Annotated in this window: 26 protein-coding genes and 1 pseudogene; 23 read left to right on the plus strand and 4 right to left on the minus strand. The window is 70.0% G+C overall.

Going from position 1 to position 25,738, the window contains the following annotated elements; translation table 11 throughout:
- Positions 1 to 19 precede the first annotated feature (19 nt).
- Genes WCE37_RS01640 through hutG form a run of 3 tightly spaced genes read left to right on the plus strand, consistent with a single transcriptional unit; the run spans position 20 to position 3,458 of the window.
- The gene (locus tag WCE37_RS01640; protein ID WP_343277836.1) at positions 20 to 1,270 is read left to right on the plus strand and encodes an FAD-dependent oxidoreductase; all 1,251 of its coding nucleotides are present in this window, start codon (positions 20 to 22) and stop codon (positions 1,268 to 1,270) included.
- The gene (gene gorA / locus WCE37_RS01645; protein WP_343277837.1) at positions 1,267 to 2,634 is read left to right on the plus strand and encodes a glutathione-disulfide reductase; all 1,368 of its coding nucleotides are present in this window, start codon (positions 1,267 to 1,269) and stop codon (positions 2,632 to 2,634) included. Before WCE37_RS01640 ends, gorA begins: the two co-directional genes overlap by 4 nt.
- A gap of 44 nt (positions 2,635 to 2,678) precedes the next feature.
- Positions 2,679 to 3,458: an N-formylglutamate deformylase gene (gene hutG, locus WCE37_RS01650; protein ID WP_343277838.1), complete on the plus strand. Its 780-nt coding sequence runs from the start codon at positions 2,679 to 2,681 to the stop codon at positions 3,456 to 3,458.
- A gap of 100 nt (positions 3,459 to 3,558) precedes the next feature.
- Here the strand turns inward: hutG and parE are convergent, their stop codons facing one another.
- A complete protein-coding gene (gene parE / locus WCE37_RS01655; RefSeq protein ID WP_343277839.1) occupies positions 3,559 to 5,463 on the minus strand; it encodes a DNA topoisomerase IV subunit B in 1,905 nt (634 codons plus the stop codon).
- A 142-nt stretch (positions 5,464 to 5,605) separates the two neighbouring features.
- On the opposite strand from parE, the gene WCE37_RS01660 reads away from it, so the two are divergent.
- The 9 genes and pseudogenes from WCE37_RS01660 to WCE37_RS01700 all read left to right on the plus strand — a co-directional run bounded on the left by WCE37_RS01660 (position 5,606) and on the right by WCE37_RS01700 (position 13,118).
- Complete coding sequence (locus WCE37_RS01660) at positions 5,606 to 6,106, plus strand: globin (protein ID WP_343277840.1); 501 nt, start codon at positions 5,606 to 5,608, stop codon at positions 6,104 to 6,106.
- A 122-nt stretch (positions 6,107 to 6,228) separates the two neighbouring features.
- Positions 6,229 to 7,893, plus strand: coding sequence for a CTP synthase (locus WCE37_RS01665; protein WP_343277841.1), 1,665 nt, complete (start codon positions 6,229 to 6,231; stop codon positions 7,891 to 7,893).
- Between the two features lie 29 nt (positions 7,894 to 7,922).
- A complete protein-coding gene (kdsA, locus tag WCE37_RS01670; protein WP_343277869.1) occupies positions 7,923 to 8,756 on the plus strand; it encodes a 3-deoxy-8-phosphooctulonate synthase in 834 nt (277 codons plus the stop codon).
- An 83-nt stretch (positions 8,757 to 8,839) separates the two neighbouring features.
- Positions 8,840 to 10,126: a phosphopyruvate hydratase gene (gene eno, locus WCE37_RS01675; RefSeq protein WP_343277842.1), complete on the plus strand. Its 1,287-nt coding sequence runs from the start codon at positions 8,840 to 8,842 to the stop codon at positions 10,124 to 10,126.
- Positions 10,127 to 10,136: 10 nt separating this feature from the next.
- Positions 10,137 to 10,433: pseudogene (gene ftsB, locus WCE37_RS01680) on the plus strand (cell division protein FtsB); the annotation flags it as partial.
- Positions 10,434 to 10,497: 64 nt separating this feature from the next.
- The gene (gene ispD / locus WCE37_RS01685) at positions 10,498 to 11,199 is read left to right on the plus strand and encodes a 2-C-methyl-D-erythritol 4-phosphate cytidylyltransferase (RefSeq protein ID WP_343277843.1); all 702 of its coding nucleotides are present in this window, start codon (positions 10,498 to 10,500) and stop codon (positions 11,197 to 11,199) included.
- Positions 11,196 to 11,675 carry a 2-C-methyl-D-erythritol 2,4-cyclodiphosphate synthase gene (gene ispF / locus WCE37_RS01690; RefSeq protein WP_343277844.1) on the plus strand — a complete coding sequence of 160 codons (480 nt, stop codon included), beginning with the start codon at positions 11,196 to 11,198 and terminating at the stop codon, positions 11,673 to 11,675. Before ispD ends, ispF begins: the two co-directional genes overlap by 4 nt.
- Before the next feature lie 48 nt (positions 11,676 to 11,723).
- Complete coding sequence (truD, locus tag WCE37_RS01695) at positions 11,724 to 12,782, plus strand: tRNA pseudouridine(13) synthase TruD (RefSeq protein ID WP_343277845.1); 1,059 nt, start codon at positions 11,724 to 11,726, stop codon at positions 12,780 to 12,782.
- Between the two features lie 105 nt (positions 12,783 to 12,887).
- Entirely contained in the window at positions 12,888 to 13,118 is a 231-nt protein-coding gene (locus WCE37_RS01700) for a hypothetical protein (protein WP_343277846.1), read from the plus strand.
- Here WCE37_RS01700 and WCE37_RS01705 read toward each other — a convergent pair whose 3' ends face one another.
- The gene (locus WCE37_RS01705) at positions 13,119 to 13,667 is read right to left on the minus strand and encodes a Smr/MutS family protein (RefSeq protein ID WP_343277847.1); all 549 of its coding nucleotides are present in this window, start codon (positions 13,665 to 13,667) and stop codon (positions 13,119 to 13,121) included.
- Between the two features lie 55 nt (positions 13,668 to 13,722).
- Here WCE37_RS01705 and surE point away from each other — a divergent pair, with 55 nt between their 5' ends.
- Genes surE through WCE37_RS01725 form a run of 4 tightly spaced genes read left to right on the plus strand, consistent with a single transcriptional unit; the run spans position 13,723 to position 16,701 of the window.
- On the plus strand, positions 13,723 to 14,508 hold the full coding sequence (gene surE / locus WCE37_RS01710; protein ID WP_343277848.1) for a 5'/3'-nucleotidase SurE: 786 nt from the start codon (positions 13,723 to 13,725) through the stop codon (positions 14,506 to 14,508).
- Positions 14,505 to 15,188: a protein-L-isoaspartate(D-aspartate) O-methyltransferase gene (locus WCE37_RS01715; protein WP_343253664.1), complete on the plus strand. Its 684-nt coding sequence runs from the start codon at positions 14,505 to 14,507 to the stop codon at positions 15,186 to 15,188. Before surE ends, WCE37_RS01715 begins: the two co-directional genes overlap by 4 nt.
- A 5-nt stretch (positions 15,189 to 15,193) precedes the next feature.
- Complete coding sequence (locus WCE37_RS01720; RefSeq protein ID WP_343277849.1) at positions 15,194 to 15,871, plus strand: exopolysaccharide biosynthesis protein; 678 nt, start codon at positions 15,194 to 15,196, stop codon at positions 15,869 to 15,871.
- A 38-nt stretch (positions 15,872 to 15,909) separates the two neighbouring features.
- A complete protein-coding gene (locus tag WCE37_RS01725) occupies positions 15,910 to 16,701 on the plus strand; it encodes a peptidoglycan DD-metalloendopeptidase family protein (protein WP_343277850.1) in 792 nt (263 codons plus the stop codon).
- Positions 16,702 to 16,794: 93 nt separating this feature from the next.
- On the opposite strand, the gene WCE37_RS01730 is transcribed toward WCE37_RS01725, so the two are convergent.
- Both WCE37_RS01730 and yhbY read right to left on the minus strand, forming a co-directional pair.
- Positions 16,795 to 17,172 carry an Mth938-like domain-containing protein gene (locus WCE37_RS01730; RefSeq protein ID WP_343277851.1) on the minus strand — a complete coding sequence of 126 codons (378 nt, stop codon included), beginning with the start codon at positions 17,170 to 17,172 and terminating at the stop codon, positions 16,795 to 16,797.
- Between the two features lie 13 nt (positions 17,173 to 17,185).
- Positions 17,186 to 17,491, minus strand: coding sequence for a ribosome assembly RNA-binding protein YhbY (gene yhbY, locus WCE37_RS01735; protein WP_343277870.1), 306 nt, complete (start codon positions 17,489 to 17,491; stop codon positions 17,186 to 17,188).
- A gap of 70 nt (positions 17,492 to 17,561) precedes the next feature.
- Here yhbY and rlmE point away from each other — a divergent pair, with 70 nt between their 5' ends.
- The 7 genes from rlmE to hflX all read left to right on the plus strand — a co-directional run bounded on the left by rlmE (position 17,562) and on the right by hflX (position 25,683).
- On the plus strand, positions 17,562 to 18,194 hold the full coding sequence (gene rlmE, locus WCE37_RS01740; protein ID WP_343277852.1) for a 23S rRNA (uridine(2552)-2'-O)-methyltransferase RlmE: 633 nt from the start codon (positions 17,562 to 17,564) through the stop codon (positions 18,192 to 18,194).
- A 30-nt stretch (positions 18,195 to 18,224) separates the two neighbouring features.
- Positions 18,225 to 20,138: an ATP-dependent zinc metalloprotease FtsH gene (gene ftsH, locus WCE37_RS01745; RefSeq protein WP_343277853.1), complete on the plus strand. Its 1,914-nt coding sequence runs from the start codon at positions 18,225 to 18,227 to the stop codon at positions 20,136 to 20,138.
- Positions 20,139 to 20,282: 144 nt separating this feature from the next.
- Positions 20,283 to 21,182, plus strand: coding sequence for a dihydropteroate synthase (folP, locus tag WCE37_RS01750; protein ID WP_343277854.1), 900 nt, complete (start codon positions 20,283 to 20,285; stop codon positions 21,180 to 21,182).
- A 145-nt stretch (positions 21,183 to 21,327) separates the two neighbouring features.
- Positions 21,328 to 22,833, plus strand: a complete 1,506-nt coding sequence (gene putP, locus WCE37_RS01755; protein WP_343277855.1) for a sodium/proline symporter PutP — start codon at positions 21,328 to 21,330, stop codon at positions 22,831 to 22,833.
- Positions 22,834 to 22,903: 70 nt separating this feature from the next.
- Positions 22,904 to 23,851 carry a tRNA (adenosine(37)-N6)-dimethylallyltransferase MiaA gene (miaA, locus tag WCE37_RS01760; protein ID WP_343277856.1) on the plus strand — a complete coding sequence of 316 codons (948 nt, stop codon included), beginning with the start codon at positions 22,904 to 22,906 and terminating at the stop codon, positions 23,849 to 23,851.
- A gap of 167 nt (positions 23,852 to 24,018) precedes the next feature.
- Positions 24,019 to 24,303 (plus strand): RNA chaperone Hfq, encoded by a 285-nt coding sequence (gene hfq, locus WCE37_RS01765; RefSeq protein ID WP_343277857.1) that lies wholly within the window; start codon positions 24,019 to 24,021, stop codon positions 24,301 to 24,303.
- 60 nt (positions 24,304 to 24,363) lie between these two features.
- Complete coding sequence (hflX, locus tag WCE37_RS01770; RefSeq protein ID WP_343277858.1) at positions 24,364 to 25,683, plus strand: ribosome rescue GTPase HflX; 1,320 nt, start codon at positions 24,364 to 24,366, stop codon at positions 25,681 to 25,683.
- Positions 25,684 to 25,738 lie beyond the last annotated feature (55 nt).

Genomic DNA, 25,738 nt, shown 5'->3' on the forward strand with positions numbered 1-25,738 from the left:
CGGCCCGCTGGACTTCCGCATGGACGACCGCGTTGACGTGGTGGTGGTGGGTGGCGGCGTCATCGGCCTGTGCACCGCGCTGTGCCTGGTCGATGCCGGCCGCAGCGTTCGCGTGCTGGAAGCCCGGACCGTCGGCAGCGGCAGTTCGCACGGCAACTGCGGGACGCTGACGCCCAGCCACGCCGCGCCGCTGGCCGCACCCGGCGCCATCCTGCAGGCGCTGCGCTGGATGCTGACGCCCGATGCACCGTTCTACGTGGCACCGCGGCTGGACCCCGGCCTGTGGCGCTGGCTGATGGGCTTTGCCAGGCGCTGCAACGCCCGCGACTGGCGCACGGCGCTGGTCGCGCGCGCGGCCATCCTCAACGACTCGATCACCGCCTATCCCGACTGGGTGGCGCGCCATGCACCCGGTGCGGAGTACGCGGCGGAGGGCGTGGACTATCTGTTCCGCAGCGCGTCCGGCTTCGATGCGGCCGCGCGCGAGATCCCGCAGCTGGCCGAAGTCGGCATCGGCGCCGAGGTGATCGAGGGCGCCGACTACGAGCGTTCGGACCCGGCGCTGAAGCCTGGCATCCACGCCGTGATCCGCTTCCCCGGCGATGCCAGCCTGCGGCCGGACCGCTATGTCAACGGCCTGCTGCAATCGCTGCGGGCGCTTGGAGGCGTGGTCGAGGACGGCTGGGAGGTGCAGGGCATCGACGAGGATGCCGGCGGCGTGACCGTCCATGGCAACCGTGGACGCGTGCAGGCGCGCGACGTGGTCATCGCCACCGGGGCCTGGTCGCCGACGCTGATGCGGTCGGCGGGCCTGGGCGCGCTGCCGGTCCAGCCCGGCAAGGGCTATTCGATCACCTACGACCGCCCGTCACTGGTGCCGCGACGGGCGCTGTCGCTGCACGAACCCGGGGTCTGCGTCACCACCTGGGGCAGCGGATACCGGCTGGGCAGCACCATGGAATTCTCCGGCTACAGCACCGATCTCAACCGCCGGCGGCTCGATGCGCTCGAGCGCGGCGCGGCGCAGTTCCTGCACCAGCCCGTGGGCCCGGTGAAGCACGAGGAGTGGTACGGCTGGCGCCCGCTGAGCATCGACGACGTGCCGATCATCGGCCGCGTGCCGGGGCGCCGCCATGCCTGGATTGCGACCGGGCATGGCATGCTCGGGGTCAGCATGAGCCCCGCCACCGGACAACTTGTCGCCGACCTGGTCTGTGGCCGCGAGCCGCGGATCGACCCCGCGCCGTATTCGCCGGCGCGGTTCCGGTGAGCGCGGTCCGCGGCATCGAGGTCGACCTTGCCGTCGTCGGCGGCGGTTCCGGCGGGCTGGCGGCGGCCTTTCGCGCGGCCAGCCACGGCGCGCGCGTCGCCCTGCTCGAGCCGGGCGAACTTGGCGGCACCTGCGTCAACGTCGGCTGCGTGCCGAAGAAGGCGATGTGGCTGGCGGCCGACCTCGGCGCGCGCATCGGCATGGCCTCGGCGCTGGGCTTCCCGGTCGAACCGGCCTACCCGGACTGGGCGAAGCTGGTGGCCAGCCGTCAGCGCTATATCGCCAACATCCACGCCAGCTACCGCCGGCGCCTGGACGAGGCCGGCATTGTGCTGCTGCCCTCGCGCGGCCGCCTTGCCGGCGAAGGCGTCGTTGAATGCGCGGAGGGCACCCGGGTGCGTGCGGCGCATATCGTGATTGCCACCGGCGGCCGGCCGGTACGGCCTGACATTCCCGGCGCGGACCTGGGCATCGATTCGGACGGCTTCTTCAAGCTGTCGGAGGCGCCGCGACGGGTGGCGATCATCGGCGGCGGCTACGTCGGCGTCGAACTGGCCGGGGTGATGCAGACGCTGGGCAGCCACGTCGAACTGTTCGTGCGCGGCCAGGGCCTGCTCAAGGGTTTCGACCACGAGGTGATCGAGCGCCTGCAGGGCAACCTGCACCAGTCGGGCGTCGCCCTGCACATGGGCTATCCACTGGCCGCGCTGGAGGCCGGCGAGGCCGGCGGCGTGCGCCTGCGCGAGGAAGGCGGCGAGGCCGGCGAGCCGTTCGACGTGGTCATCCTCGCCACCGGGCGTCGTCCGAACACCGACGACCTGGGGCTGCATGCAGCCGGGGTCGCGACCGACGACCGGGGCTACATCAGGGTGGACGGGTTCCAGTCCACCGGCGCCGACGGGGTCTACGCGGTCGGCGACGTGACCGGCCGCCTGGCGCTGACGCCGGTGGCGATCGCCGAGGCGCGGCGGCTGATGGACCGCGTGTTCGGCGGCGAGCCGGACGCGCGGGTCGACCATGCCGACGTGCCGACCGTGGTGTTCTCGCATCCACCGATCGGCATGATCGGCCTGACCGAGGCCGAGGCCCGCGAGCGCTTCGGCGGCGATGCGGTCAGCTGCCACCAGACCACCTTCCGACCGATGCTGCACGCCCTGGCCGACGTCCAGCAGCACAGCATGTTCAAGGCCGTCTGCGTGGGCGAAGAAAAGCGCGTGGTCGGCCTGCACCTGCTCGGCGAGGCCGCAGACGAGATCCTGCAGGGCTTCGCGGTGGCGGTGAAAATGGGCGCGACGCTGGCCGACTTCCACGCCACCGTCGCCATCCACCCGACCAGCGCCGAAGAGATCGTGCTGCTGCGCTGAGCAGGCCGCGTCGCCCGTCCGGCCCGTCGGTTAGGATCGTCGACATGGAGATAGTCACCCTGCACAAAGGCAGCGCGCCGCTGCTGGTCAGCCTGCCGCACGACGGCACCCATGTCCCGCATGGCATCGCAGAGCGCCTGACCGACAGTGCACGGGCGGTGCCCGACACCGACTGGCACGTGGCGCGCCTGTACGACTTCGCGCGCGACATGGGGGCGTCGATCCTGGTGCCCACGCACTCGCGCTATGTCGTCGACCTCAACCGCGGCGAGGAAGACACCTCGCTGTATCCGGGACAGAACACCACCGGCCTGTGCCCGGTGCGCCAGTTCGACGGCAGCGCGGTGTATCGCGTTGGCCGGGAGCCGACGGCGGACGAAGTGCGCGCGCGCGTCGACGCGTACTGGCGGCCCTACCACGCCGCGCTGCGCGCCGAGATCGACCGCCTGCGCGATGAACACGGCCCGGTCGTGCTCTGGGAAGGCCACTCGATCCGCGGCGAATTGCCATGGCTGTTCCCGGGGCGCCTGCCGGACCTCAATCTCGGCACCGCGAGCGGCAGCAGCTGCTCGCCGGAGCTGGCCGAGCGCCTGGGCCTGGTGCTCACCGGCCAGGGGGATTACGACTGGGTCGCCAACGGCCGCTTCAAGGGTGGCCACATCACCCGCCACTACGGCCGCCCCGAACACGGTGTGGAGGCGGTGCAGCTCGAGATCGCGCAGCGCGCCTACATGGACGAGGCCACGTTCGAGTGGGACGCGGCTAAGGCCGGCGCGCTGCAGCCGGTGCTGCGCGCACTGCTGGAAGCCGCCCTCCCCCAGTAGGAGCAGCCAGGGCTGCGACCGCAGCCCTTATCCGTGCCACCACAGCTTCGACCATCTGCGCGCAATCGCAGCTATAGCTGCTCCTGCAGGGCTGGCGGGCTCAGACCTCGAGCGTCGCCAAGTCGCCCTTGTCCTCGAGCCAGGCCTTGCGGTCCGACGCGCGCTTCTTGGCCAGCAGCATGTCCATCAACGAACGCGTCTGCTCGGCATCGTCGACGGTCAGCTGCACCAGGCGGCGGGTATCGGGGTGGATGGTCGACTCGCGCAGCTGCGGCGGGTTCATCTCGCCCAGGCCCTTGAAGCGGGTGACGTTCACGGTGCCCTTGGGACCCTTCTTCGATGCGCCCTCGCGCTCGATCTTTTCCAGCAGCAGGCGCTTCTCCTCCTCGTCGAGGGCATAGAACACCTGCTTGCCGATGTCGACGCGGTACAGCGGCGGCATCGCCACGAAGATGTGGCCGGCGCGCACCAGCGCCGGGAAGTGGCGCAGGAACAGCGCCGCCAGCAGCGTGGCGATGTGCAGGCCGTCGGAGTCGGCGTCTGCCAGGATCACCACCTTGCCGTAGCGCAGCCCGCTGATGTCGTCCTTGCCCGGATCGCAGCCGATGGCGATGGCCAGGTTGTGTACTTCCTCGCTGGCCAGGACGCTGGTCGACGCCACCTCCCAGGTGTTCAGGATCTTGCCGCGCAGCGGCAGGATCGCCTGGAAATCCTTGTCGCGCGCCTGCTTGGCGCTGCCGCCCGCGGAGTCGCCCTCGACCAGGAACAGCTCGGTGCGCGACAGGTCCTGGCTGATGCAGTCGGCCAGCTTGCCCGGCAGCGCGGGGCCCTGGGTGACCTTCTTGCGGACGATCTGCTTCTCGGTCTTCAGCCGCGCGCTGGCGCGGTCGATCGCCAGCTGGGCGATCTTTTCGCCCAGCTCGACGTGGCTGTTGAGCCAGAGGGTGAACGCGTCTTCGGCGGCGCCCTCGATGAAGCCCGCGGCCTGGCGCGAGCTCAGGCGCTCCTTGGTCTGGCCGCTGAACTGCGGATCGCTCATCTTCAGGCTGAGCACGAAGGCGACGCGGTCCCAGACGTCTTCGGGCGCGAGCTTCACCCCGCGTGGCAGCAGGCTGCGGAACTCGCAGAACCTGCGCAGGGCGTTGGTGAAGCCGGACCTCAATCCGTTGACGTGGGTGCCGTGCTGCGGCGTCGGGATCAGGTTGACGTAGCTTTCCTGCACCAGCTCGCCGTCGGGGATCCAGGCCACGGCCCAGTCCACCATCTCGGTGTCCTTCTTCAGGCGGCCCAGGAACAGCTCCGGCGGCAGCGGCTCGCGGCCGGTGAGTTCGCCGGCCAGGTAATCGCGCAGGCCGTCGGCGTAGTGCCACTCGTCGCGCTCGCCGCTGGCCTCGTCGAACAGGGTCACGGTCAGGCCCGGGCACAGCACCGCTTTGGCGCGCAGCAGATGGCGCAGGGCGCGCAGGCCGAATTTCGGCGTATCGAAATACTTCGGGTCAGGCCAGAAACGCAGCCTGGTCCCGGTGTTGCGCTGGCCCACGGTGCCGACGATGTCCAGGCCGCTGACCGGGTCGCCGTCGCGGAAGGACATCAGGTACTCGTTGCCATCGCGCTTGATGTGGACTTCGACCAGGGTCGACAGCGCATTGACCACGCTCACGCCCACGCCGTGCAGGCCACCGGAAAACGCGTAGTTGCGGTTGCTGAACTTGCCGCCCGCATGCAGGCGCGTGAGGATCAGCTCGACGCCCGGCACCTTTTCCTCTGGATGGATGTCCACCGGCATGCCGCGGCCGTCGTCGGAGACCTCGCAGCTGCCGTCCCTGTGCATGGTCACCGCGATCGCGCGCGCGTGGCCGGCGAGGGCCTCGTCAACGGCGTTGTCGATGACCTCCTGCGCCAGGTGGTTGGGCCGGGTCGTGTCGGTGTACATGCCGGGCCGGCGCTTGACCGGGTCCAGGCCGGACAGGACTTCGATGTCGGCGGCGTCGTAGCGTGAATTCATCGCGGAAAGGGCAAGGCCGGAGAGCGGGGGAAGCCGACCAGAATGGCGGCGGGGCAGGGGCGGGTCAAGGCAGGTGTTGACGGGGGTCAATCCGGCTCCCGCGGTCGCGCGCGAGAATTGGCGCCCCCACCAGGAGACCGCCATGACCGCCGCGACCGACGCCTACGCCGACCTGCACCAGAGCTATGGCCGCTGCCTGCGCGACAAGGAGTTCATCGGCCGTTTCTACGACGTGTTCCTGGCCAGCAATCCCGATGTCCCCGCACTGTTCGCCCACACCGACTTCAGCAAGCAGCGCATGGCCCTGCGCAAGGGCATCACCATGGCCATCTTCCATGCCGGCGGCAGCCGGGTGGTGGACCGCGGCATCGCGGAGATGGGTGCCGTCCACGCCCGCGACGGGCGCTGCCCGGTGCCGGCGGCGCTGTACCGGGACTGGATCGCCAGCCTGTTGCACGTGGTCGAAGAGACCGATCCCGAGGCCGATCCGGCGCTGATGGCGCGCTGGCGCGAGGCCATGGCCGTGGTGGTGGATACCTTCACCGCACGCGATGCCGGCCCCACTGGGGAGATGGCGGCCCGGGAAGGGGCCCGAGGCCTGTTCTCGCGCGTCATGCAGGGGCTGCGGCCGCGGCAGGGCTGAGCCGGGGGCGGCGATCGCGGCCATGGCCGCTCCCACAGAAGCAGAACACCCCGGCGCGCTGTCAAGGTCGCCCCTGCAACCGCCACCCGCTAGACTATGGCTTTCCTGCGGCAGCCTGATTCATGACTCCCCTGATTTTCGTCACCGGCGGCGTGGTGTCCTCGCTTGGCAAGGGCATTTCCGCGGCTTCGCTCGCGGCCATCCTCGAAGCCCGCGGCCTGCGGGTGACGATGATGAAGCTCGACCCCTACATCAACGTCGACCCCGGCACCATGAGCCCGTTCCAGCACGGCGAGGTCTACGTGACCGACGACGGCGCCGAGACCGACCTCGACCTGGGCCACTACGAGCGCTTCATCAACGTCCGCCTGTCGGGCAAGAACTCGATCACCACCGGCAAGATCTACGAGAGCGTGATCCGCAAGGAGCGCCGCGGCGACTACCTTGGCGCGACCGTGCAGGTGATCCCGCACATCACCGACGAGATCAAGCGCTGCATCGACACCGCCACCCAGGGCTTCGATGTCGCCCTGGTCGAGATCGGCGGCACGGTGGGCGACATCGAATCGCTGCCGTTCCTGGAAGCCATCCGCCAGATCCGCACCGAACGCGGCCCGGACAAGGCCATCTTCATGCACCTCACGCTGGTGCCGTATATCGCGGCGGCCGGCGAGCTCAAGACCAAGCCCACCCAGCATTCGGTGAAGGAGCTGCGCTCGATCGGCATCCAGCCCGACGTGCTGCTGTGCCGCAGCGAGCAGCCGCTGCCCGACAGCGAGCGCCGCAAGATCGCGCTGTTCACCAACGTGTCCGAGAAGGCGGTGATCTCGATCGTCGACCTCGACAACATCTACAAGATCCCGGCCTGGCTGCAGAGCCAGGGCCTGGACGCGTTCGTGGTCGAGCGCCTGCGCCTGGCCGACAAGGCCGCGCCGGTGGCCGACCTGTCCGAATGGGCGTCGGTGGTCGACGCCACCCAGAACCCGATCGGCGAGGTCACCATCGCCGTGGTCGGCAAGTACGTCGACCACAAGGACGCCTACAAGTCGGTGGCCGAGGCCCTGCGCCACGGCGGCATCCGCCAGCGCACCCGGGTGAACCTGAAGTGGGTGGAATCGCAGGACATCGAGCGCGACGGCGCCGCGGCCGCCCTGGCCGGCGTCGATGGCGTACTGGTGCCCGGTGGCTTCGGCGACCGCGGCTTCGACGGCAAGGTGCTGACTTCGAAGCATGCGCGCGAAACCGGCCTGCCGTACTTCGGCATCTGCTACGGCATGCAGGCGGCCGTGGTCGACGTGGCACGCCATCTGGCCGGGCTGGACGGCGCCAACAGCACCGAGAACGACCGCCAGACCCCGCACCCGGTGATCGGCCTGATCACCGAATGGCGCACCAAGACCGGCGAAGTGGAGCGCCGCGGCGAGGACAGCGACCTGGGCGGCACCATGCGCCTGGGCCTGCAGGAGCAGCGACTGAATCCGGGTACGAAGGCGCGCGCGCTGTACGGCAAGGACGTGGTCGCCGAGCGCCACCGCCATCGCTACGAATTCAACAACCGCTACCGCACCCAACTGGAAGACGCGGGCCTGGTGATCAGCGCCAAGTCGATGGACGACCTGCTGGTGGAGATGGTCGAGCTGGCCGACCACCCGTGGTTCATCGCCTGCCAGGCGCACCCCGAGTTCCTGTCCACCCCCCGCGGCGGCCACCCGCTGTTCATCGGCTTCGTCCGCGCCGCGCGCGAGCGCAAGGCGGGTGGGAAGCTGCTGAAAGAAGCAACGGCATGAGCAAATCCGTGGCAAAAAAGGGCTCTTCTATGAACCTCTGTGGATTCAAGGTCGGCCTCGACCAGCCGTTTTTCCTGATCGCCGGGCCCTGCGTGATCGAGAGCGAGCAGCTGCAGCTTGATGTGGCGGGGCAGCTGAAGGAGATCACTTCGGCGCTCGGCATCAACTTCATCTTCAAGTCCAGCTTCGACAAGGCCAACCGCACCTCGGGAACCGCGTTCCGCGGGCCGGGCATGGAGGAGGGCCTGCGCGTGCTGGGCGAGGTGAAGCGGCAGATCGGCGTGCCGGTGCTGACCGACGTGCACGAGTACACGCCGATGGACGAGGTCGCGAGCGTGGTGGACGTACTGCAGACGCCGGCCTTCCTGGTGCGCCAGACCGACTTCATCACCAAAGTCTGCGCCGCGGGCAAGCCGGTGAACATCAAGAAAGGGCAGTTCCTCTCGCCCTGGGACATGAAGCCGGTGGTGGAGAAGGCGAAGTCGACCGGCAATGACCAGATCATGGTCTGCGAGCGCGGCGCCAGCTTCGGCTACAACAACCTGGTCTCGGACATGCGCTCGCTTGCGGTGATGCGCGACACCGGCTGCCCCGTGGTCTTCGACGCCACCCATTCGGTGCAGCTGCCGGGCGGCCAGGGCACTTCCAGCGGCGGCCAGCGCGAGTTCGTGCCGGTCCTTGCCCGCGCCGCGATCGCTGTCGGCGTCTCCGGCGTCTTCATGGAAACCCACCCCGATCCCGCCAAGGCGCTCAGCGACGGCCCCAACGCCTGGCCGCTGGACAAGATGCGCGCGCTGCTGGAAACCATGCTGGAACTCGACGCCGTGGCCAAGCGTGGAGGCTTTCTCGAGAGTGAAGTCTGATTTTTGGCCATCCGCGTGAATCCGCGGCAAAAAGCTCTTCCCGCAATCCCATACCCACACACACAAAGCGACACAGCGAGCCCATGACCAATATCTCCAGGATCCACGCCCGTGAAATCCTCGACAGCCGCGGCAATCCCACGCTTGAAGCCGAGGTGACCCTCGCCGATGGCGCGTTCGGCCGCGCGATGGTGCCCTCGGGTGCCTCGACCGGTGCCCGCGAAGCCGTGGAGCTGCGCGATGGCGACAAGACGCGCTACCTGGGCAAGGGCGTGATGCAGGCGGTGGCCAACGTCAACGGGACCATTGCCGACGCGCTCAAGGACTTCGACGCCGCCGACCAGGCCGGCCTCGACAAGCGCCTGATCGATCTTGACGGCACCGACAACAAAGGCCGCCTGGGCGCGAATGCGCTGCTGGGTGTGTCCATGGCCGCGGCGCACGCGGTAGCGGCGTCCCGCCGCATCCCGCTGTGGCAGCTGCTGGCCGGCGACCGCGCCCCGGTGCTGCCGGTGCCGATGATGAACATCATCAACGGCGGCGCGCACGCCGACAACAACGTCGACCTGCAGGAATTCATGGTGCTGCCGGTGGGCTTCGACTCGTTCTCCGAGAGCCTGCGCGCCGGCACCGAGATCTTCCACGCGCTGAAGTCGGTGCTGAAGGGTCACGGCCTGTCGACTGCCGTCGGTGATGAAGGCGGCTTCGCCCCCGACCTGCGCAGCAATGTCGAAGCGCTCGACACCATCCTCGAAGCCATCGGCAAGGCCGGCTATCGCGCCGGTGACGACGTGCTGCTGGGCCTGGACGTCGCTTCCAGCGAGTTCTACGACAACGGCAAATACCACCTGGTGGGCGAGGGCAAGCGCCTGACCGGCGAGCAGTTCACCGATTTCCTCGCCTCCTGGTGCGACCAGTACCCGATCATCACCGTCGAGGACGGCATGGCCGAGGCCGACTGGGACAGCTGGAAGCTGCTGACGCAGCGCCTGGGCGATCGCGTGCAGCTGGTCGGCGACGACCTGTTCGTGACCAATCCGGCGATCTTCCGCGAGGGCATCGACAGCGGCACCGCCAACGCGATCCTGATCAAGGTCAACCAGATCGGCACGCTCACCGAGACCCTGGAAGCGATCGCCATGGCCGACGCCGCCGGCTACGCCGCGGTGGTTTCGCACCGCTCGGGCGAGACCGAGGACACCACCATCGCCGACATTGCTGTCGCGACCACGGCGACGCAGATCAAGACCGGCTCGCTGTGCCGCAGCGACCGCGTGGCGAAGTACAACCAGCTGCTGCGCATCGAAGAGTCGCTGGGCGCGAAGGCGCGCTTCGCCGGCCGCGACGCCTTCGTTTCGCTGAAGCGCTGACGCGACCGCCATGCGCACGCTGCGGATCGTGCTGGTGGTGCTGGTCGCGCTGCTGGCGTGGCTGCAGTACCGGCTGTGGTTTGGCAGCGGCGGCAACCAGGAGGTTGCCGACCTGCAGGCCCGGGTCGAGCAGCAGGCGCGGCAGAACGACGGCCTGCGCGACCGCAACGCCGCGCTCGCCGCCGAGGTCGCCGACCTCAAGTCGGGCGAGGCCGCGATCGAAGAGCGCGCGCGTGCGGAGCTGGGAATGATCAGGCCGGGCGAGACCTTCTATCGCGTGGTCGATCACGCGCAGCCGGCGGCGACGACGGCGGACACAGAGGGCGAGACGCCGTGAGCTGGACCGTTCCCGGCAACGAGAGGGGCGCGCGGTGACCTGGGTCGTGGTTCCAGCCGCGGGTCGTGGCGCCCGCTTCGGCGGCGAGGTGCCCAAGCAGTACCTCGAGGTCGCGGGCGAGCCGCTGCTCGCGCACAGCCTGCGCGCGCTGTTCGCCCATCCCGGAGTGGAGGGCGCAGTCGTGGTGCTGGCGCCCGGTGACACTCGCTGGCAGGGCTGGAACGATGGCAGTGGCCGTCCCGTCATTGCCTGTACCGGCGGCGATACGCGCGCGGAATCCGTGCTTGCGGGCCTGGCCGCGCTGCCCGGCGACGTGCGTCCGGACGGCTTCGTACTGGTGCATGACGCCGCGCGTCCCAACCTGCGTCCGGCCGATCTCGCGGCACTGCTCGAGCGCGGTCGGGAAGATCTGGTGGGCGCCATCCTCGCCACTCCGGTGCGCGACACCCTCAAGCGCGCAGGTGACGATGGCGGCATCGACGGTACCGAGCCGCGCGAGCGCCTGTGGCGCGCGCTGACTCCGCAGCTGTTCCGCCGACTTCAGCTCGGCCGCGCACTGGAAGCCGCTGCCGCCGAAGGTGTCGAAGTCACCGACGAGGCCATGGCCATGGAGCGCCAGGGTGCGCGCCCGCTGCTGGTCGAGGGCGCCCAGGACAACATCAAGGTGACCACCCCGGCCGACCTGGCCTATTTCGAATTCCTGCTCGCGCGTCGCGCGACGGGGGAGGACGCATGACCATCCGCATCGGTAACGGCTACGACGTCCACGCATTCGGCGAGGGCGACCACGTCATGCTCGGCGGCGTGCGCGTGCCCCACGGGCGCGGACTTGTCGCGCACAGCGACGGCGACGTGATCCTGCATGCGCTGTGCGACGCCATCCTCGGCGCGTTGGCGCTGGGCGACATCGGCGTGCATTTCCCGCCCTCGGATGATCGCTGGAAGGGCGCCGACAGCCGCGCGCTGCTGCGCCACTGCGTGGTCCTGGCCGGGGAGCGCGGCTGGAAGATCGGCAATGTCGATGCCACGGTGATCTGCGAGCGGCCGAAGATCGGCCCGCACGCGCAGGCGATGCGTGAGGTGATCGCCGCCGACCTCGGCGTCGCGCTCGATGCGGTCAGCGTCAAGGCCACCACCAGCGAGCGCCTGGGTTTCGTCGGGCGCGAGGAAGGGATCGCGGCGCAGGCGGTGTGCCTGCTCGTGGCGGGCTGAGGCGATGCATCCGGACCCGGAGCCGGGCACCGGCGTGCGTCGGTGACCATGCCGATGCCCCGCGCCCACGGCGCACCGGTGCTTGCCGCGCGGATCCGCGTTGCCGCCGAGGATTTCGACGTCACCGAACTCGATGGCTTTGAAGCCAGCGGTACCGGTGAGCACCTGCTGCTGACGATCGCCAAGCGCGGCATGAACACCGCGTTCGTCGGCCGCCTGCTGGCGGAGTGGGCGGGCGTGGACGAACGCGCGGTCAGCTACGCCGGGCTCAAGGATCGTCACGCGCTCACCCGCCAGCGATTCAGCGTGCACCTGCCGGGACGCGCGACGCCCGACGTCGCCGCGCTCGAGCGCGACGATCCCGTCACCGGGCAGTCGTTGCACGTGCTCGACCACGCCCGGCACGCGCGCAAGCTGCCGCGCGGTGCGCTTGCGGGCAACCGCTTCGTGCTGGTGCTGCGCGAGCTGGAGGGCGACGCCGCGGCGGTCGATGCGCGCCTGCAGGCCATCGTTGCGCGTGGCGTGCCCAACTATTTCGGCGTGCAGCGCTTCGGGCGCGGCGGCGCCAACGTCGACAAGGCGCGGCGCATGTTCGCCGGCCAGCGCGTGCGCCGCGACGAGCGCGCGATGCTGCTGTCGGCGGCGCGCTCGGCGCTGTTCAACCGGGTGCTGGCCGCGCGCGTGGCCGATGACAGCTGGGACCGCGGCCTTGAAGGCGAGGCCTGGATGCTTGATGGCAGCCGCAGCGTGTTCGGGCCGGAACCCTTCAGCGATGCGTTGGCGGAACGGCTGGCGGCCTTCGACATCCACCCGGGCGCGCCGCTCTGGGGGCGCGGCGAGCTGCGCAGTACCGGCGATGCGCGTGCGCTCGAGCTGGCTGCGCTCGCCGACGATGACAGCCTTGCGCTCCGCGCCGGCCTTGAAGCCGCGGGCCTGAAGCAGGAGCGCCGCGCGACCCGCCTGCGTCCCGACGGCCTGGCCTGGTGCTGGCTGGACGATGGCGCGCTGGAACTTTCCTTCGCGCTGCCGCCCGGGACCTATGCCACCTCGGTGCTGGCTGAGCTGGGCGACGTCGTCGACGCCGGTGGCCACGCCGGTGCCGACTGAGCGCCATCCGTCGGAAAGCGCGCGTGGGCACTGGTGGCGAGCCACGGACGGGTATAGACCGTGATCGTGCGCCGCCTTCGCGGCGCGCAGTGACCGGAGACGACCATGAAGGCGATTCTTCGAACGCTCCTTTTCGCGGGCGCGACCTCGCTGCCGGCAGGCTGCGCCACCACCGACGGCATGGCCTCGCGGCAGGCCGTGCAGCCCGACAACCAGGCGAGGTACATCACCGATTTGGAATACATCTCCCGGGTCGAGCGCAGGGCGCTCAGCCGCGGAGTGGAAGTGCACTGGGTCCAGCCGCCGGTCCGACTGGTAGCCGCCAGCGACGAGTAGTCAGCGCCGGTCCAGCAGCACCAGCACCGCGCCGGTCCCGCCCTGGGCGGCGGGCGCGGAATGGAAGGCCAGTACGTCGGCGCGCTGGCGCAGGATGCGATCGACCACGTTTTTCAGCACCGGCAGGCTGTCGTCGGAGTTGATGCCCTTGCCATGGACCACGCGCACGCAGCCGTGGCCGGCGTCGCGCGCTTCGAGGATGAAGCGGCGCAGCAGGACCTCGGCGGTCGCGGCATCGGCATGGTGCAGGTCCAGTTCGTCCTGGGCGGCATAGAGCCCCTGTGACAGGCGCTTGAGCGTGCGTGCGGGAATCTGTTCGCGCCGGTGCGAGAGTACGTCGCCGCGCTCGATCGAGAACGCGTCCCCGCGGCCAAGGCGGAACTCCTCGCGCGCCTGGGCTTCGTCACGCTCGCGCATGCGTGCCCTCGGGCGCGGTCGCGGGCGTTCGGGCGGCGCCGGCGTGGCGGGCAGTTCGCGCACCGGACCGACGGCGGCGCGGAACAGCGCCGCGTCGTCATCGTCGTCGTGTTTTTCGTCGGTTCGCGCCATCGCGCAAGCCTAGCGCGCGGGACCGGCCGCGTCGCCTTCCGCTATCATGAAGGCAATGAAAATCCTCGTTAGCAATGACGACGGCGTCGACGCCCCCGGCATCCGCGCCCTCGCCGCAGGCCTGCGCGCCGCCGGACACGATGTCACCGTCGTCGCCCCCGACCGCGACCGCTCGGGCGCCAGCAATTCGCTGACCCTGGACCTGCCGCTGCAGGCCGTGCAGCTGGACGCGTCCACCTGGCGCATCCACGGCACGCCGACCGACTGCGTGCACGTGGCGATCACCGGCATGCTCGAGGACGAGCCCGACATCGTGGTCTCGGGCATCAACGACACCGCCAACCTGGGCGATGACGTCATCTATTCCGGCACCGTGGCCGCGGCGATGGAAGGCCGCTTCCTCGGCCTGCCCGCGGTGGCGGTGTCGCTGGTCACCGGCGGCAAGCCCGGCCGGCACTACGAGACCGCGGCGCGCGCCGCGGTCGAGATCGTGGCGCGGCTCAAGGCCGACCCGCTGCCGGCCGACACCATCCTCAACGTCAACGTGCCCGACCTGCCCTGGGCGGAGATCGAGGGCTTCGAAGTCACGCGCCTGGGCAACCGCCATCGCGCCGAAGCCTGCATCCCGGCGCAGGACCCGCGCGGCCGCCATTTCTGGTGGATCGGCGGCGCCGGCAAGGAGCAGGACTCCGGTCCCGGCACCGACTTCCACGCCGTGCGCACGAAGCACATCGCGATCAGCCCGATCCAGGTCGACCTGACCCGCTACCAGGCGCTGGAGCAGGTGGCCGCGTGGGTCGGCGGGCTGGAACAGGCCCTGGGCAACGGAGCCGGGGCGTGACCCCGCGGCTGCGCCTGCAGCCCGAAGCGCTGGGCATGGGCATGACGTCCCAGCGCGTGCGCGACCGCCTGATCGAGCGCCTGCGCGACAACGGCATCGCCGACGAGCGGGTGCTCAACGCCATCCGCACCGTGCCGCGCCACCTGTTCATCGACGAGGCGCTGGCCACCCGCGCCTACGAAGACACCGCGCTTCCGATCGGCCACGGCCAGACCATCTCCCAGCCCTGGGTGGTGGCACGGATGACCGAAGCGCTGTTCGCCGACGGTGCGCATCCCGAGCGTGTGCTCGAAGTCGGCACCGGCTCGGGCTACCAGGCCGCGATCCTCGGCGCGCTCGGCCTGAAGGTCTACACCGTGGAGCGCATCGGCGACCTGCTGCGGGTGGCACGCAAGCGCTTCCGCTCGCTGGGCCTGAACGTGCGCAGCAAGCATGATGATGGCCGCGTCGGCTGGCCGGAGGAGGCGCCGTTCGACGGCATCCTGGTCACCGCCGGCGCGCCGGCCCTGGTCGATGCGCTGACCGCGCAGCTCGCGCCCGGTGGCGTGCTGGTGGCGCCGGTCGGCGCCGGCGGCGCGCAGTCGCTGCTGCGCCTGCGCAAGGATGCCGATGGCCGCATCACCCAGGACACGCTGGCGAGCGTCGCCTTCGTGCCGCTGCTGTCCGGCCTGGTGGACTGACCCGCATGGTTGATCCGACGCAGGATTCCAGGCGCGCGCCTGACCCCGCCGGCGACAGCGCCGGCGACGGATCCCTCCGCACCCAGCTCGAAGGGATCATCGCCAGGCTGCCCAGCGGTTCGATGACCCTGGGCGAGCTGCTTGCCGTGATCGGCGACGAGGGCCTGCTGGTGCTGTCGATCCTCTTGACCCTGGTGTTCCTGATCCCGGTGTCGATTCCCGGCGTGAGCACGGTGTTCGGCGCTGCGATCCTGCTGGTCGGCCTCAGCCGCCTGTCCGGTCGCCCGCTGTGGGTGCCGCGCAAGCTGGCCGAGCGCTCGCTTCCCGCCGACCGCCTGCGCCCCGCGCTCACCGGCGGCATGTCCTGGGTGCGCCGGCTTGAACGCATCAGCCGCCCGCACCGCATGGCCGGCGTGGTCGACGGACGTGCGCAGCAGCTGTTCAACAACCTGGCCTTCATCTTCGCCGCGCTGCTGCTGATGGCGCCGTTCGGATTCGTCCCGTTCAGCAACACCATCCCGGCGATCGCACTGCTGCTTTACGCTGTCGGCTTCATCCAGCGTGATGGCGGCGCGGTGCTTCTCGGCCATCTCGCCACCATCGGTACGGTGGTCTACTTCAGCGTGCTGATCGGTGGCGGTGGATTCGCCCTGCAGCACATGTGGCAGCGTTTCGCCGGTTGACCCGCACCGCCACGCCCAACCCGGAGCTTCCCCCGCGCATGCCCCCGATACGTCGACTCGCCCGCATCGCCCTGGTTCCCGCCATCGCCGCGCTGCTGGCGCTTTCCGGCTGCGGCACGAGCAAGGTGGTCCGCGAGGGCGGCAGCGCCGGCACGCGCAGCTCCACGCCCAGGCCGGGCCAGACGGTCACCGTGCGCCGGGGCGACAACCTCTATCGCCTGGCCACCAACAACGGCATCAGCGCGCTGGACCTGGCGATGTGGAACGGCATCGCGGCGCCGTACACCATCTATCCGGGGCAGACCCTGCGCCTGTACCCCTCCGCGGGCACGCGCACGTCCACAGCCGCCAGGGGTCGGGCGAGCGGCACCTCGCGCCCGGTCACCGACAGCCGCGGCAGGACCGTGCAGCCCACGCAGGCACCGCCGCAGCCCACCGGTGCCGCACCGCTCAGGAGCGCCGTGGCCTGGCGCTGGCCGGCCGAGGGCCAACTGGTCAGCCGCTTCACCGAAGGCGATCCCACCCGGCAGGGCATCGGCGTGGCCGGCTCGGCCGGGCACGCGGTGCGCGCGGCCGGCGATGGCGTGATCGTGTATTCGGGTTCGGGCCTGGTCGGCTATGGCGAGCTGATCATCATCAAGCACGACGAGCAGTGGCTGTCGGCCTATGGCCACAACCGCAAGCGCCTGGTGGGCGAGGGCGATCGCGTGAAAGCGGGGCAGCAGATCGCGGAAATGGGCCGCACCGGCGCCGACCGCGACATGCTGCACTTCGAGATCCGCTACAACGGCAAGCCGGTCGACCCGCTGCGCTACCTGCCGCAGCGCTGAGCGCCATACCCGAGCCGCCGCAGACCACCTGTAGGAGCAGCTATCGCTGCGACCACCGCCAGGCTCGCGCCTGCGCCGCCCGCATGTCCCGGCTCAGTCGCCGGAGAGGATGAATCCCGCCACCACGCGCCGGCCCTCGCTGGCCAGCACGTTGAAGGTGCGCGCGGCGGCGGCGTTGTTCATCGCCTCCAGGCCGACGCCGCGGGCCAGGCACGCCGCCAGGGTGCGCGGGGGCGGGAATCCCTGGCTGTCGCCGGTGCCGATCACCAGCACTTCGGGCTCAAGCGCGAGCAGCGGCTCGAGGTCTTCCGGCGTGAGTGCGGCAACCGCGGTGGCCGCCCAGTCCTCGATCAGGTGGTCCGGGGCCAGGATGAAGCTGGCCTGCAGCTGGCGGTCGTTGACCAGCGCCGAGCGGCCGTTGGCGGCGCGCAGCACGTAGTCGTAATCGGGGCGTTCCTGGACGAGATCCATGGCGAAGCGGTCGTCAGGCCCGCGGCAGCACGATCTGGCGCTTCTCGCTGTTGGCCCGGTACAGCACCGCCACGTGGCCGATGCGCTGCACCAGCGTGGCGCCGGCACGCGCGGCCAGGGCGTCGATCAGCGCGTCGCGCTCCTCGCGGTCGGCGGCGGCCACCTTCACCTTGATCAGCTCGTGGTGTTCCAGCGCGCCGGCAACCTCGGCGACCACCGAGTCGGTCAGGCCCTTGCCCCCCAGCTGCAGCATCGCCTTGAGTCCGTGGGCCTGGCCGCGCAGGAAGCGGATCTGGGCGGAAGTAAGGTCGACGGTCATGGGGGTGGCGGTCATGTTCGGAAGGGCACGCAGGGTATCATGGCGGCCCGCATGCGCCCCCACGAAGCGAATGGCCACCCGCAGCAGAAGCAGCCAGCGCTGGCTCCAGGAGCACTTCGCCGACCCCTTCGTTAAGAAGGCGCAGGCCGAAGGCATGCGTTCGCGGGCGGCCTACAAGCTTGAAGAGCTGGTCGACCGCGACCGCCTGCTCAGGCCCGGCATGACCGTGGTCGACCTCGGCGCCGCCCCCGGGGGCTGGTCGCAGTGGGTCCGCCAGGCCCTGGGCGGCAGTGGCCGGGTGATCGCGCTGGACATCCTGGACATGCCGCCGCTGGCCGGCGTCGAGTTCATCCATGGCGATTTCCGTGAAGACGTGGTGCTCTCGCAGCTGGAATCGCAGCTGGACGGCGCGTCGGTCGACCTTGTGTTGTCCGACATGGCCCCCAACAAGAGTGGTGTGAATGCTGTCGACCAGCCGCGGGCCATGTACCTGGCCGAGCTTGCGATGGATTTCGCCGACCGGCACCTGCGGCCGGACGGCGCATTCCTGATCAAGCTGTTCCATGGTGTTGGATTCGACGACTACGTGCGCGAGCTGCGGCGGCGCTACGCCAAGGTCGTGATCCGCAAGCCGGCGGCCTCGCGCCAGCGTTCGCCGGAAGTCTATGCGCTGGCGCAGGGCAAGTTGGCCCACCCCAAGTAATATGGCGGCATTGCCGCGGAGCAGAGTTGAATGAATGACCTGGTGAAGAATCTGATGCTGTGGGTAGTGGTCGCCGTCGTGCTGATGGTGGTCTTCAACAGCTTCAGCCCCAAGGTGGCGACCAGCCAGGACGTCATGTACTCGCAGTTCATGACCGATGTCCGCAACGACCGCATCAAGGCCGTGGACATCGCCAGCGACGAGCGCTCGATCCAGTTCCAGCGCAAGGACGGCAGCGCCGGCATCACCACCGCGCCGCGCCGCGACGAGCGCCTGGTCGACGACCTGATCAACCACAACGTGGAGATCAAGCAGGCGCCACCGGAATCGGGCATCACGCTGTGGTCGCTGCTGCTCAACTTCCTGCCGGTGCTGCTGATCATCGGCTTCTGGTTCTTCATGATGCGTCAGATGCAGCAGGGTGGCAGCAAGGGCGCGATGTCCTTCGGCCGCTCGCGCGCCAAGCTGCTCAACGACGACCAGGTCAAGGTCACTTTCGCCGACGTCGCCGGCTGCGACGAGGCCAAGGAAGAAGTGTCGGAGCTGGTCGAGTTCCTGCGCGATCCCTCGCGCTTCCAGAAGCTTGGCGGCAAGATCCCGCGCGGCGTGCTGATGGTCGGCCCGCCCGGCACCGGCAAGACGCTGCTGGCCAAGGCGATCGCCGGCGAGGCCAAGGTGCCGTTCTTCTCGATCTCGGGCTCCGACTTCGTCGAGATGTTCGTCGGCGTCGGCGCGTCGCGCGTGCGCGACATGTTCGAGCAGGCCAAGAAGCACGCGCCGTGCATCATCTTCATCGACGAGATCGACGCCGTGGGCCGCCACCGCGGCGCCGGCCTGGGTGGTGGTCACGACGAACGCGAGCAGACCCTCAACCAGCTGCTGGTCGAGATGGACGGCTTCGAGGGCGGCGAGGGCGTGATCGTGGTTGCCGCCACCAACCGTCCCGACGTGCTGGACCCGGCGCTGCTGCGCCCGGGCCGCTTCGACCGCCAGGTCGTGGTGGGCCTGCCCGACGTCAAGGGCCGCGAGCAGATCCTGCAGGTGCACATGCGCAAGGTGCCGCGCGCTGACGACGTCAACGCCATGGTGGTGGCACGCGGTACCCCGGGCTTCTCCGGCGCCGACCTTGCCAACCTGGTGAACGAAGCCGCGCTGTTCGCCGCGCGCGAGAACGCGAAGGACGTCCGCATGGACCACTTCGACAAGGCGCGCGACAAGATCCTGATGGGCGCCGAGCGCCGCTCGATGGCCATGAGCGAGGAAGAAAAGACCAATACCGCCTACCACGAGGCCGGCCACGCCATCATCGGCCGCCTGGTGCCGGATCATGACCCGGTTTACAAGGTCACGATCATCCCGCGCGGCCGCGCGCTGGGCGTGACCCAGTTCCTGCCCGAGGGCGACCGCTACAGCTCCACCCGCGAAAGCCTGCACAGCCGCCTGGCCACGCTGTACGGCGGCCGCGTGGCGGAAGAGCTGATCTTCGGCACCGACAAGGTCACCACCGGCGCCTCCAACGACATCGAGCGCGCCACCAAGATGGCCCGCAGCATGGTCACCAAGTGGGGCCTGTCGACCGAACTCGGTCCGATCGCCTATGGCGAGGAAGAGGACGAGGTGTTCCTCGGCCGCTCGGTCACGCAGCACAAGAGCGTGTCCGACGAGACCGCGCGCAGGATCGACGAGGAGGTGCGCGAGATCCTCGACAACGCCTACAACCGCGCCAGGACCATCCTCACCGAGAACCTGGACAAGCTGCACACGATGGCCAAGCTGCTGCTCGAGTACGAGACCATCGACGTGCCGCAGATCGACGCGATCATGGAAGGCCGCGACCCGCCGCCGCCGATCGGCTGGACCAGGCCCGAGCCCAAGGGCGACGACGACGACGCCGGCAGCAAGCGCCCGATGCCGCCGATCACCGATCCCGCGCCCCAGGCCTGAAGCAAAAAGGGGCGGGCGACCGCCCCTTTGTTTTCTTGCGGGAGTGGCTATGGCCGCTCCCACGAAGCGAGCCGCTCCCGCGAAGGGGGCGGCTTCATTGTTTGCGACGGGTGATAATCGGGCTCTGCCCGCCGGAGTCCGCCCATGTTCGACACCGTTCCCACACTCGACTGCGGCGGCCGCCCGCTGCGCCTCGACCGCCCGCGGGTGATGGGCATCGTCAACGTCACCCCGGATTCGTTCTCCGACGGCGGCGACCATTTCGACCTCGAAGCCGCGGTCGCGCACGGCCTGCAGCTTGCGGCCGAGGGCGCCGACATCCTCGACGTCGGCGGCGAATCCACCCGCCCCGGATCCGAAAGCATCGGTGGGGAGGAGGAAATCCGCCGCGTGGTGCCGGTGATCGAGCGCCTGTCACGCGAGACCCCGCTGCCGATCAGCATCGACACCTGGCGCCCGGAGGTGATGCGGGTCGCGGTCGAAGCCGGCGCCGGCATGATCAACGACATCCGCGCGCTGCGCGCCGAGGGCGCGCTCGATGCCGCGGCCGCGCTAGGCGTGCCGGTGGTGCTGATGCACATGCTCGGCGAGCCGCGTTCGATGCAGGAGGCGCCGGAGTACGACGACGTGGTCGCCGAGGTGCATCGTTTCCTCGCCGAGCGCATCTTTGCCGCCGAGATGGCCGGCGTCCCGCGCAAGCGCATCGTGGCCGACCCCGGCTTCGGCTTCGGCAAGACCACCGCGCACAACATCGCCCTGCTGGCGCGCTTCGAACGCTTCGTCGAACTGGGCGTGCCGATGCTCGCCGGTCTGTCGCGCAAGCGCAGCATTGGCGAGCTCACCGGGCGCGACGAGCCGCGCCAGCGCGTGCACGGCTCGGTGGCCGCGCACCTCATCGCCGCCCAGCGCGGTGCGATGCTGCTGCGCGTGCACGACGTCGCCGCCACCGTCGATGCGCTGAAGGTGTGGGCGGCGGTAGCTGCGGTGCCGGCGCCGCGCGCCGCGACGCCGGCGCCCGCGATTTCCTGGCCCGACGACGCCTGAGCCCGGGTGTCCTGGTCGCGGACGCCACGCGATCCGGCCAGGCCATGGTGGCCGCCACTGCGGTGTTTATCGCGGAATGCCTGCGTTAGGCTGTGCCCCGCTGGCGCCGGTGGGGCGGTGGCACTGACCGGGGATTCCTGCGCCCATGCTCCAGACCAGCACGCCGCTCATCGTCACCTTTCTTGTCTATCTCGCCGGCATGGTGCTGATCGGCTTCTACGCCTGGCGCCGGACCAAGAACTTCGACGACTACATCCTCGGCGGCCGCAAGCTCGGCCCGATCGTGACCGCGCTGTCGGCCGGCGCCTCGGACATGAGCGGCTGGCTGATGATGGGCCTGCCGGGCGCGCTGTATGCCAGCGGCCTGGCCGAAGCCTGGATCGCGATCGGCTTGACCCTGGGCGCCTGGCTCAACTGGCGCTTCATCGCCGGGCCGCTGCGCGTGTACACCGAGCGCACGGGCAACGCGCTGACCCTGCCCGACTACCTCACCAACCGCTTCCACGACCGCAACCGCTCGCTGCGGGTGCTGGCCGCGGTGATCATCCTGGTGTTCTTCGCGGTGTACTGCGCCTCGGGCGTGGTCGCAGGCGCGCGGCTGTTCGAGAGCGTGTTCGGGCTGCCGTATGCGCAGGCGATCTGGTGGGGCGCGGCGGTGACCATCCTCTACACCCTGGTCGGCGGCTTCCTGGCGGTGAGCTGGACCGACGTCGCCCAGGGCTGGCTGATGCTGTTCGCGCTGGTGCTCACGCCGGTGCTGGTGCTGGTGGCCAACGGCGGCCTGGACGGCAGCATGGAGCTGATCGGCGAGGTCGATCCCGCACGCCTGGAGTGGGTCGGCGCGGGAGGAGTCCTGGCGATCGTATCGGCGATCGCATGGGGCCTGGGCTATTTCGGCCAGCCACACATCCTGGCGCGCTTCATGGCCGCCGAAAGCGTGCAGTCGATCCCGAAGGCGCGGAAGATCGGCATGGCGTGGATGATCCTGTGCATGATCGGCTCGCTGATGGTCGGCTTCTTCGGCATCGCTTTCTTCTCGCTCAATCCCGAGGCGGCCGGCCCCGTGGACGCCAATCCCGAGCGTGTGTTCATCGCCGCCGTTGAGCTGCTGTTCAATCCCTGGATCGCCGGCATCATCCTGTCGGCGATCCTGGCCGCGGTGATGAGCACGCTGTCGAGCCAGCTGCTGGTGTGCTCCAGCGTGCTGTCGGAGGATTTCTACCGCGGTTTCCTGCGCAAGCAGGCCAGCCAGCGCGAACTGGTGTGGGTCGGGCGCGCAAGCGTGCTCCTGGTCGCGCTGGTCGCGCTGTGGCTGGCGCGCGATCCGGAAAGCCGCGTGCTGGGCCTGGTGTCGTACGCCTGGGCGGGCTTCGGCGCCGCGTTCGGACCGGTGCTGGTGCTGTCGCTGTTCTGGGACCGGATGACGCGCGACGGTGCGCTGGCCGGCATGGTGAGCGGCGCGATCGTGGTGATCGCCTGGAAGCAGATCGCGGTCGAGCGCATGGACTTCCAGCTGTACGAGATCGTGCCCGGCTTCCTTGTGGCAACCGTTGCCATCATCGCGGTCAGCCTGCTGGGGCGCGAGCCGGCGCGGGACATTCGCGGCACCCACGAAGAAGTGCGCGCGTCGCTGCGCGAAACCGGCTACTGACACCGGAAGACCGGCGCGGCCGTGGCCGGGCGGCCCGCTCCCGCTCCGCGCGGTGCGGGATAATCCGCGCATGATCGACACCCGCCCGCCCGTCATCGCCCTGATGGGCCCGACCGCGTCGGGCAAGACCGCGTTTGCGATCGACTGCGCGCAGCGCCTGCGCGGGGAGATCGTCAGCGTCGATTCGGCGCTGGTCTACCGCGGCCTGGACATCGGCGCCGCCAAGCCCACGCTGCAGGAGCGGGCAGGCGTTGCGCACCATCTGCTCGACATCCGCGACCCGTGGCAGCCGTATTCGGCGGCCGGGTTCGCCGCCGATGCCCGCGCCGCGATCGACGCCATCACCGCGCGCGGCCGGCTGCCGATCCTGGCCGGCGGCACCGGGCTGTACTTCCGCGCCCTGCTGCGGGGCCTGTCGGCAATGCCTTCGGCCGATGCCGCGCTGCGTTCGCAGCTGGCCGGCGAGGCGCGCGCGCGCGGCTGGGCAGCGCTGCACGCCGAGCTTGCGCAGGTTGATCCGGCGGCCGCGCGACGCATCCACGCCACCGACGCGCAGCGGATCCAGCGCGCGCTGGAGGTCCATCGCCTGACGGGCCGCGGGATCAGCGAATGGAGCGCCGATCCCGCGCCGCCGCGGCTGCCGTACCGGGTGCTCAAACTGGTGCTTTCACCGCGCGACCGCGCGGTGCTGCACGGGCGCATCGCGGGACGCTTCGATGCCATGCTCCGGGCCGGCTTCCTGGACGAGGTCAACGCCCTGCGTGCGCTGCCGCAGCTGCGCGATCATGCTGCGCCGCTGGACCTGCCGGCGCTGCGCGCGGTGGGCTACCGGCAGGCGTGGGAGCATCTGGACGGCGCGACCAGTGGCGAAGCGTTCCGGGAGCGCGCGATCGCCGCCACCCGTCAGCTGGCCAAGCGGCAGATGACCTGGCTGCGCGGCGAGCTCGACGCGCGCTGGTTCGACCCCGCGACCGACGGCGACCGCCTCTGGCGCGCGCTCGGCGAATTCCTCGGATGAATGCGTTTCCTGCGCCTTTTGCGCGCCCTTCGTCACGCCATCGCCTGCAGGCGCCGGCCAAGGGGCCCCGGGTCGTATAAGATCGGCGCGTCGCCGCCGGGGAGCGGTTGGGCGACGCGGCATCTCCGCCATTCCATAACAACAATAAAACAGCTGGGGAACACCGAATGTCCAAGGGACAGTCCTTGCAGGATCCTTTCCTGAACGCCCTGCGCCGTGAGCGGGTGCCGGTTTCCGTGTATCTGGTCAACGGCATCAAATTGCAGGGGACGATCGAATCGTTCGATCAATTCGTGGTGCTGCTGCGCAATACCGTCAGCCAGATGGTCTACAAGCACGCGATCTCCACCGTGGTGCCGGCGCGCAATGTGCGCGTGGGCCCGGGCGGCGGCGTGGTGCAGGCGGCCGATGACGCCGACACCGTGGACCATGGGGCCGACGAGGCCGAATGATCCTTGCGTCGTCGCCATCCGGCCCCATGTCAGGGGCCATGACATACAGCCGACGACCGAATGCCCACTGAGCTTTTCGAGCGCTCCCGCGGGGGCGAGCACGCCCTCCTGGTGCAGCCGCACTCCGGGGGACCGCCCGACGAAGGTGCGCTGGAGGAGTTCGCCGAGCTGGCGCGCTCGGCCGGCGCCACCGTCGTTCACGTCATGCCGGCGCGCATGGCCCGCCCCAATCCCGCCACGCTGCTTGGCAGCGGGAAGCTCGACGAGATCAAGGCCGCGGCCGAGGCCACCGGCGCCGACCTGGTGCTGGTGAACCACCCGCTGAGCCCGGGCCAGGAGCGGAACCTGGAGAAATTCCTCGAGCGGCGCGTGGTCGATCGCACCGGCTTGATCCTCGACATCTTCGCCCAGCGCGCGCGCAGCCACGAAGGCAAGCTGCAGGTCGAGCTCGCCCAGCTGCGGCACATGGCCACGCGCCTGGTGCGCGGCTGGAGCCACCTGGACAGCCAGCGCGGCGGTGCCATCGGCCTGCGCGGCCCCGGCGAAACCCAGCTCGAGACCGACCGCCGGCTGCTGCAGAAGCGCGTTGAGCAGCTGCAGGCACGCCTGGCCAAGGTCGAGGTGCAGCGCACGCAGATGCGCCGGTCCCGCGTGCGCAGCGAGCTGCCGCGCGTCGCCCTGGTCGGCTACACCAACGCCGGCAAGTCGACGCTGTTCAACGCCCTGACCGGCGCCGACGCCTACGCCGCCGACCAGCTGTTCGCGACCCTGGACCCGACGGTGCGCAAGATCACCCTGCCGGGCGGGCACGTGGTGCTGGCCGACACCGTGGGCTTCGTCCGCGACCTGCCGCATGAGCTGGTGGCAGCCTTCCGTTCGACCCTGAGCGAGGCCCGCGAGGCCGACCTGCTGGTGCATCTGATCGACGCGTCCGATCCCCTGCGCGAAGAGCGCGTGGCCCAGGTGGACGACGTCCTGGCGGAGATCGGTGCCGGCGACATCCCGCAGCTGCTGGTCTACAACAAGATCGACCGCCTTGGCGTGCCCGCGCGCCACGACCAGCCACACGCCGGCGACCACATCGATGAGGCCGCGGTCCGCGAGCGGGTATGGATTTCAGCCCGCGACCACGAGGGCATGGACCTGCTGCGCGCGGCGCTGGGCCGCCGCCTGGGCCTGCGCAGGCTGCACGGCGAAGTGCGCCTGCCGCCGGGTGCCGGCCGCTTGCGCGCGCACCTGCACGAGATCGACGCCATCCGTGCCGAGGCGCATGACGAGCACGGCTGGACCCTCGACATCGACCTGCCGCTGAGCGACGCCCGCCGCCTGGCGGCGCAGGCCGACGGCGAACCCCTGCGGCCGCTGCTGCCCGTGGCCTGATGACCGGAACGCGGGGGGGGGGGGGGGGGGGTGTGGTCGGCCTTGCTCGTGGTTC

It is taken from the genome of Luteimonas sp. MJ250 (assembly GCF_039548455.1).
GTDB lineage: Bacteria > Pseudomonadota > Gammaproteobacteria > Xanthomonadales > Xanthomonadaceae > Luteimonas.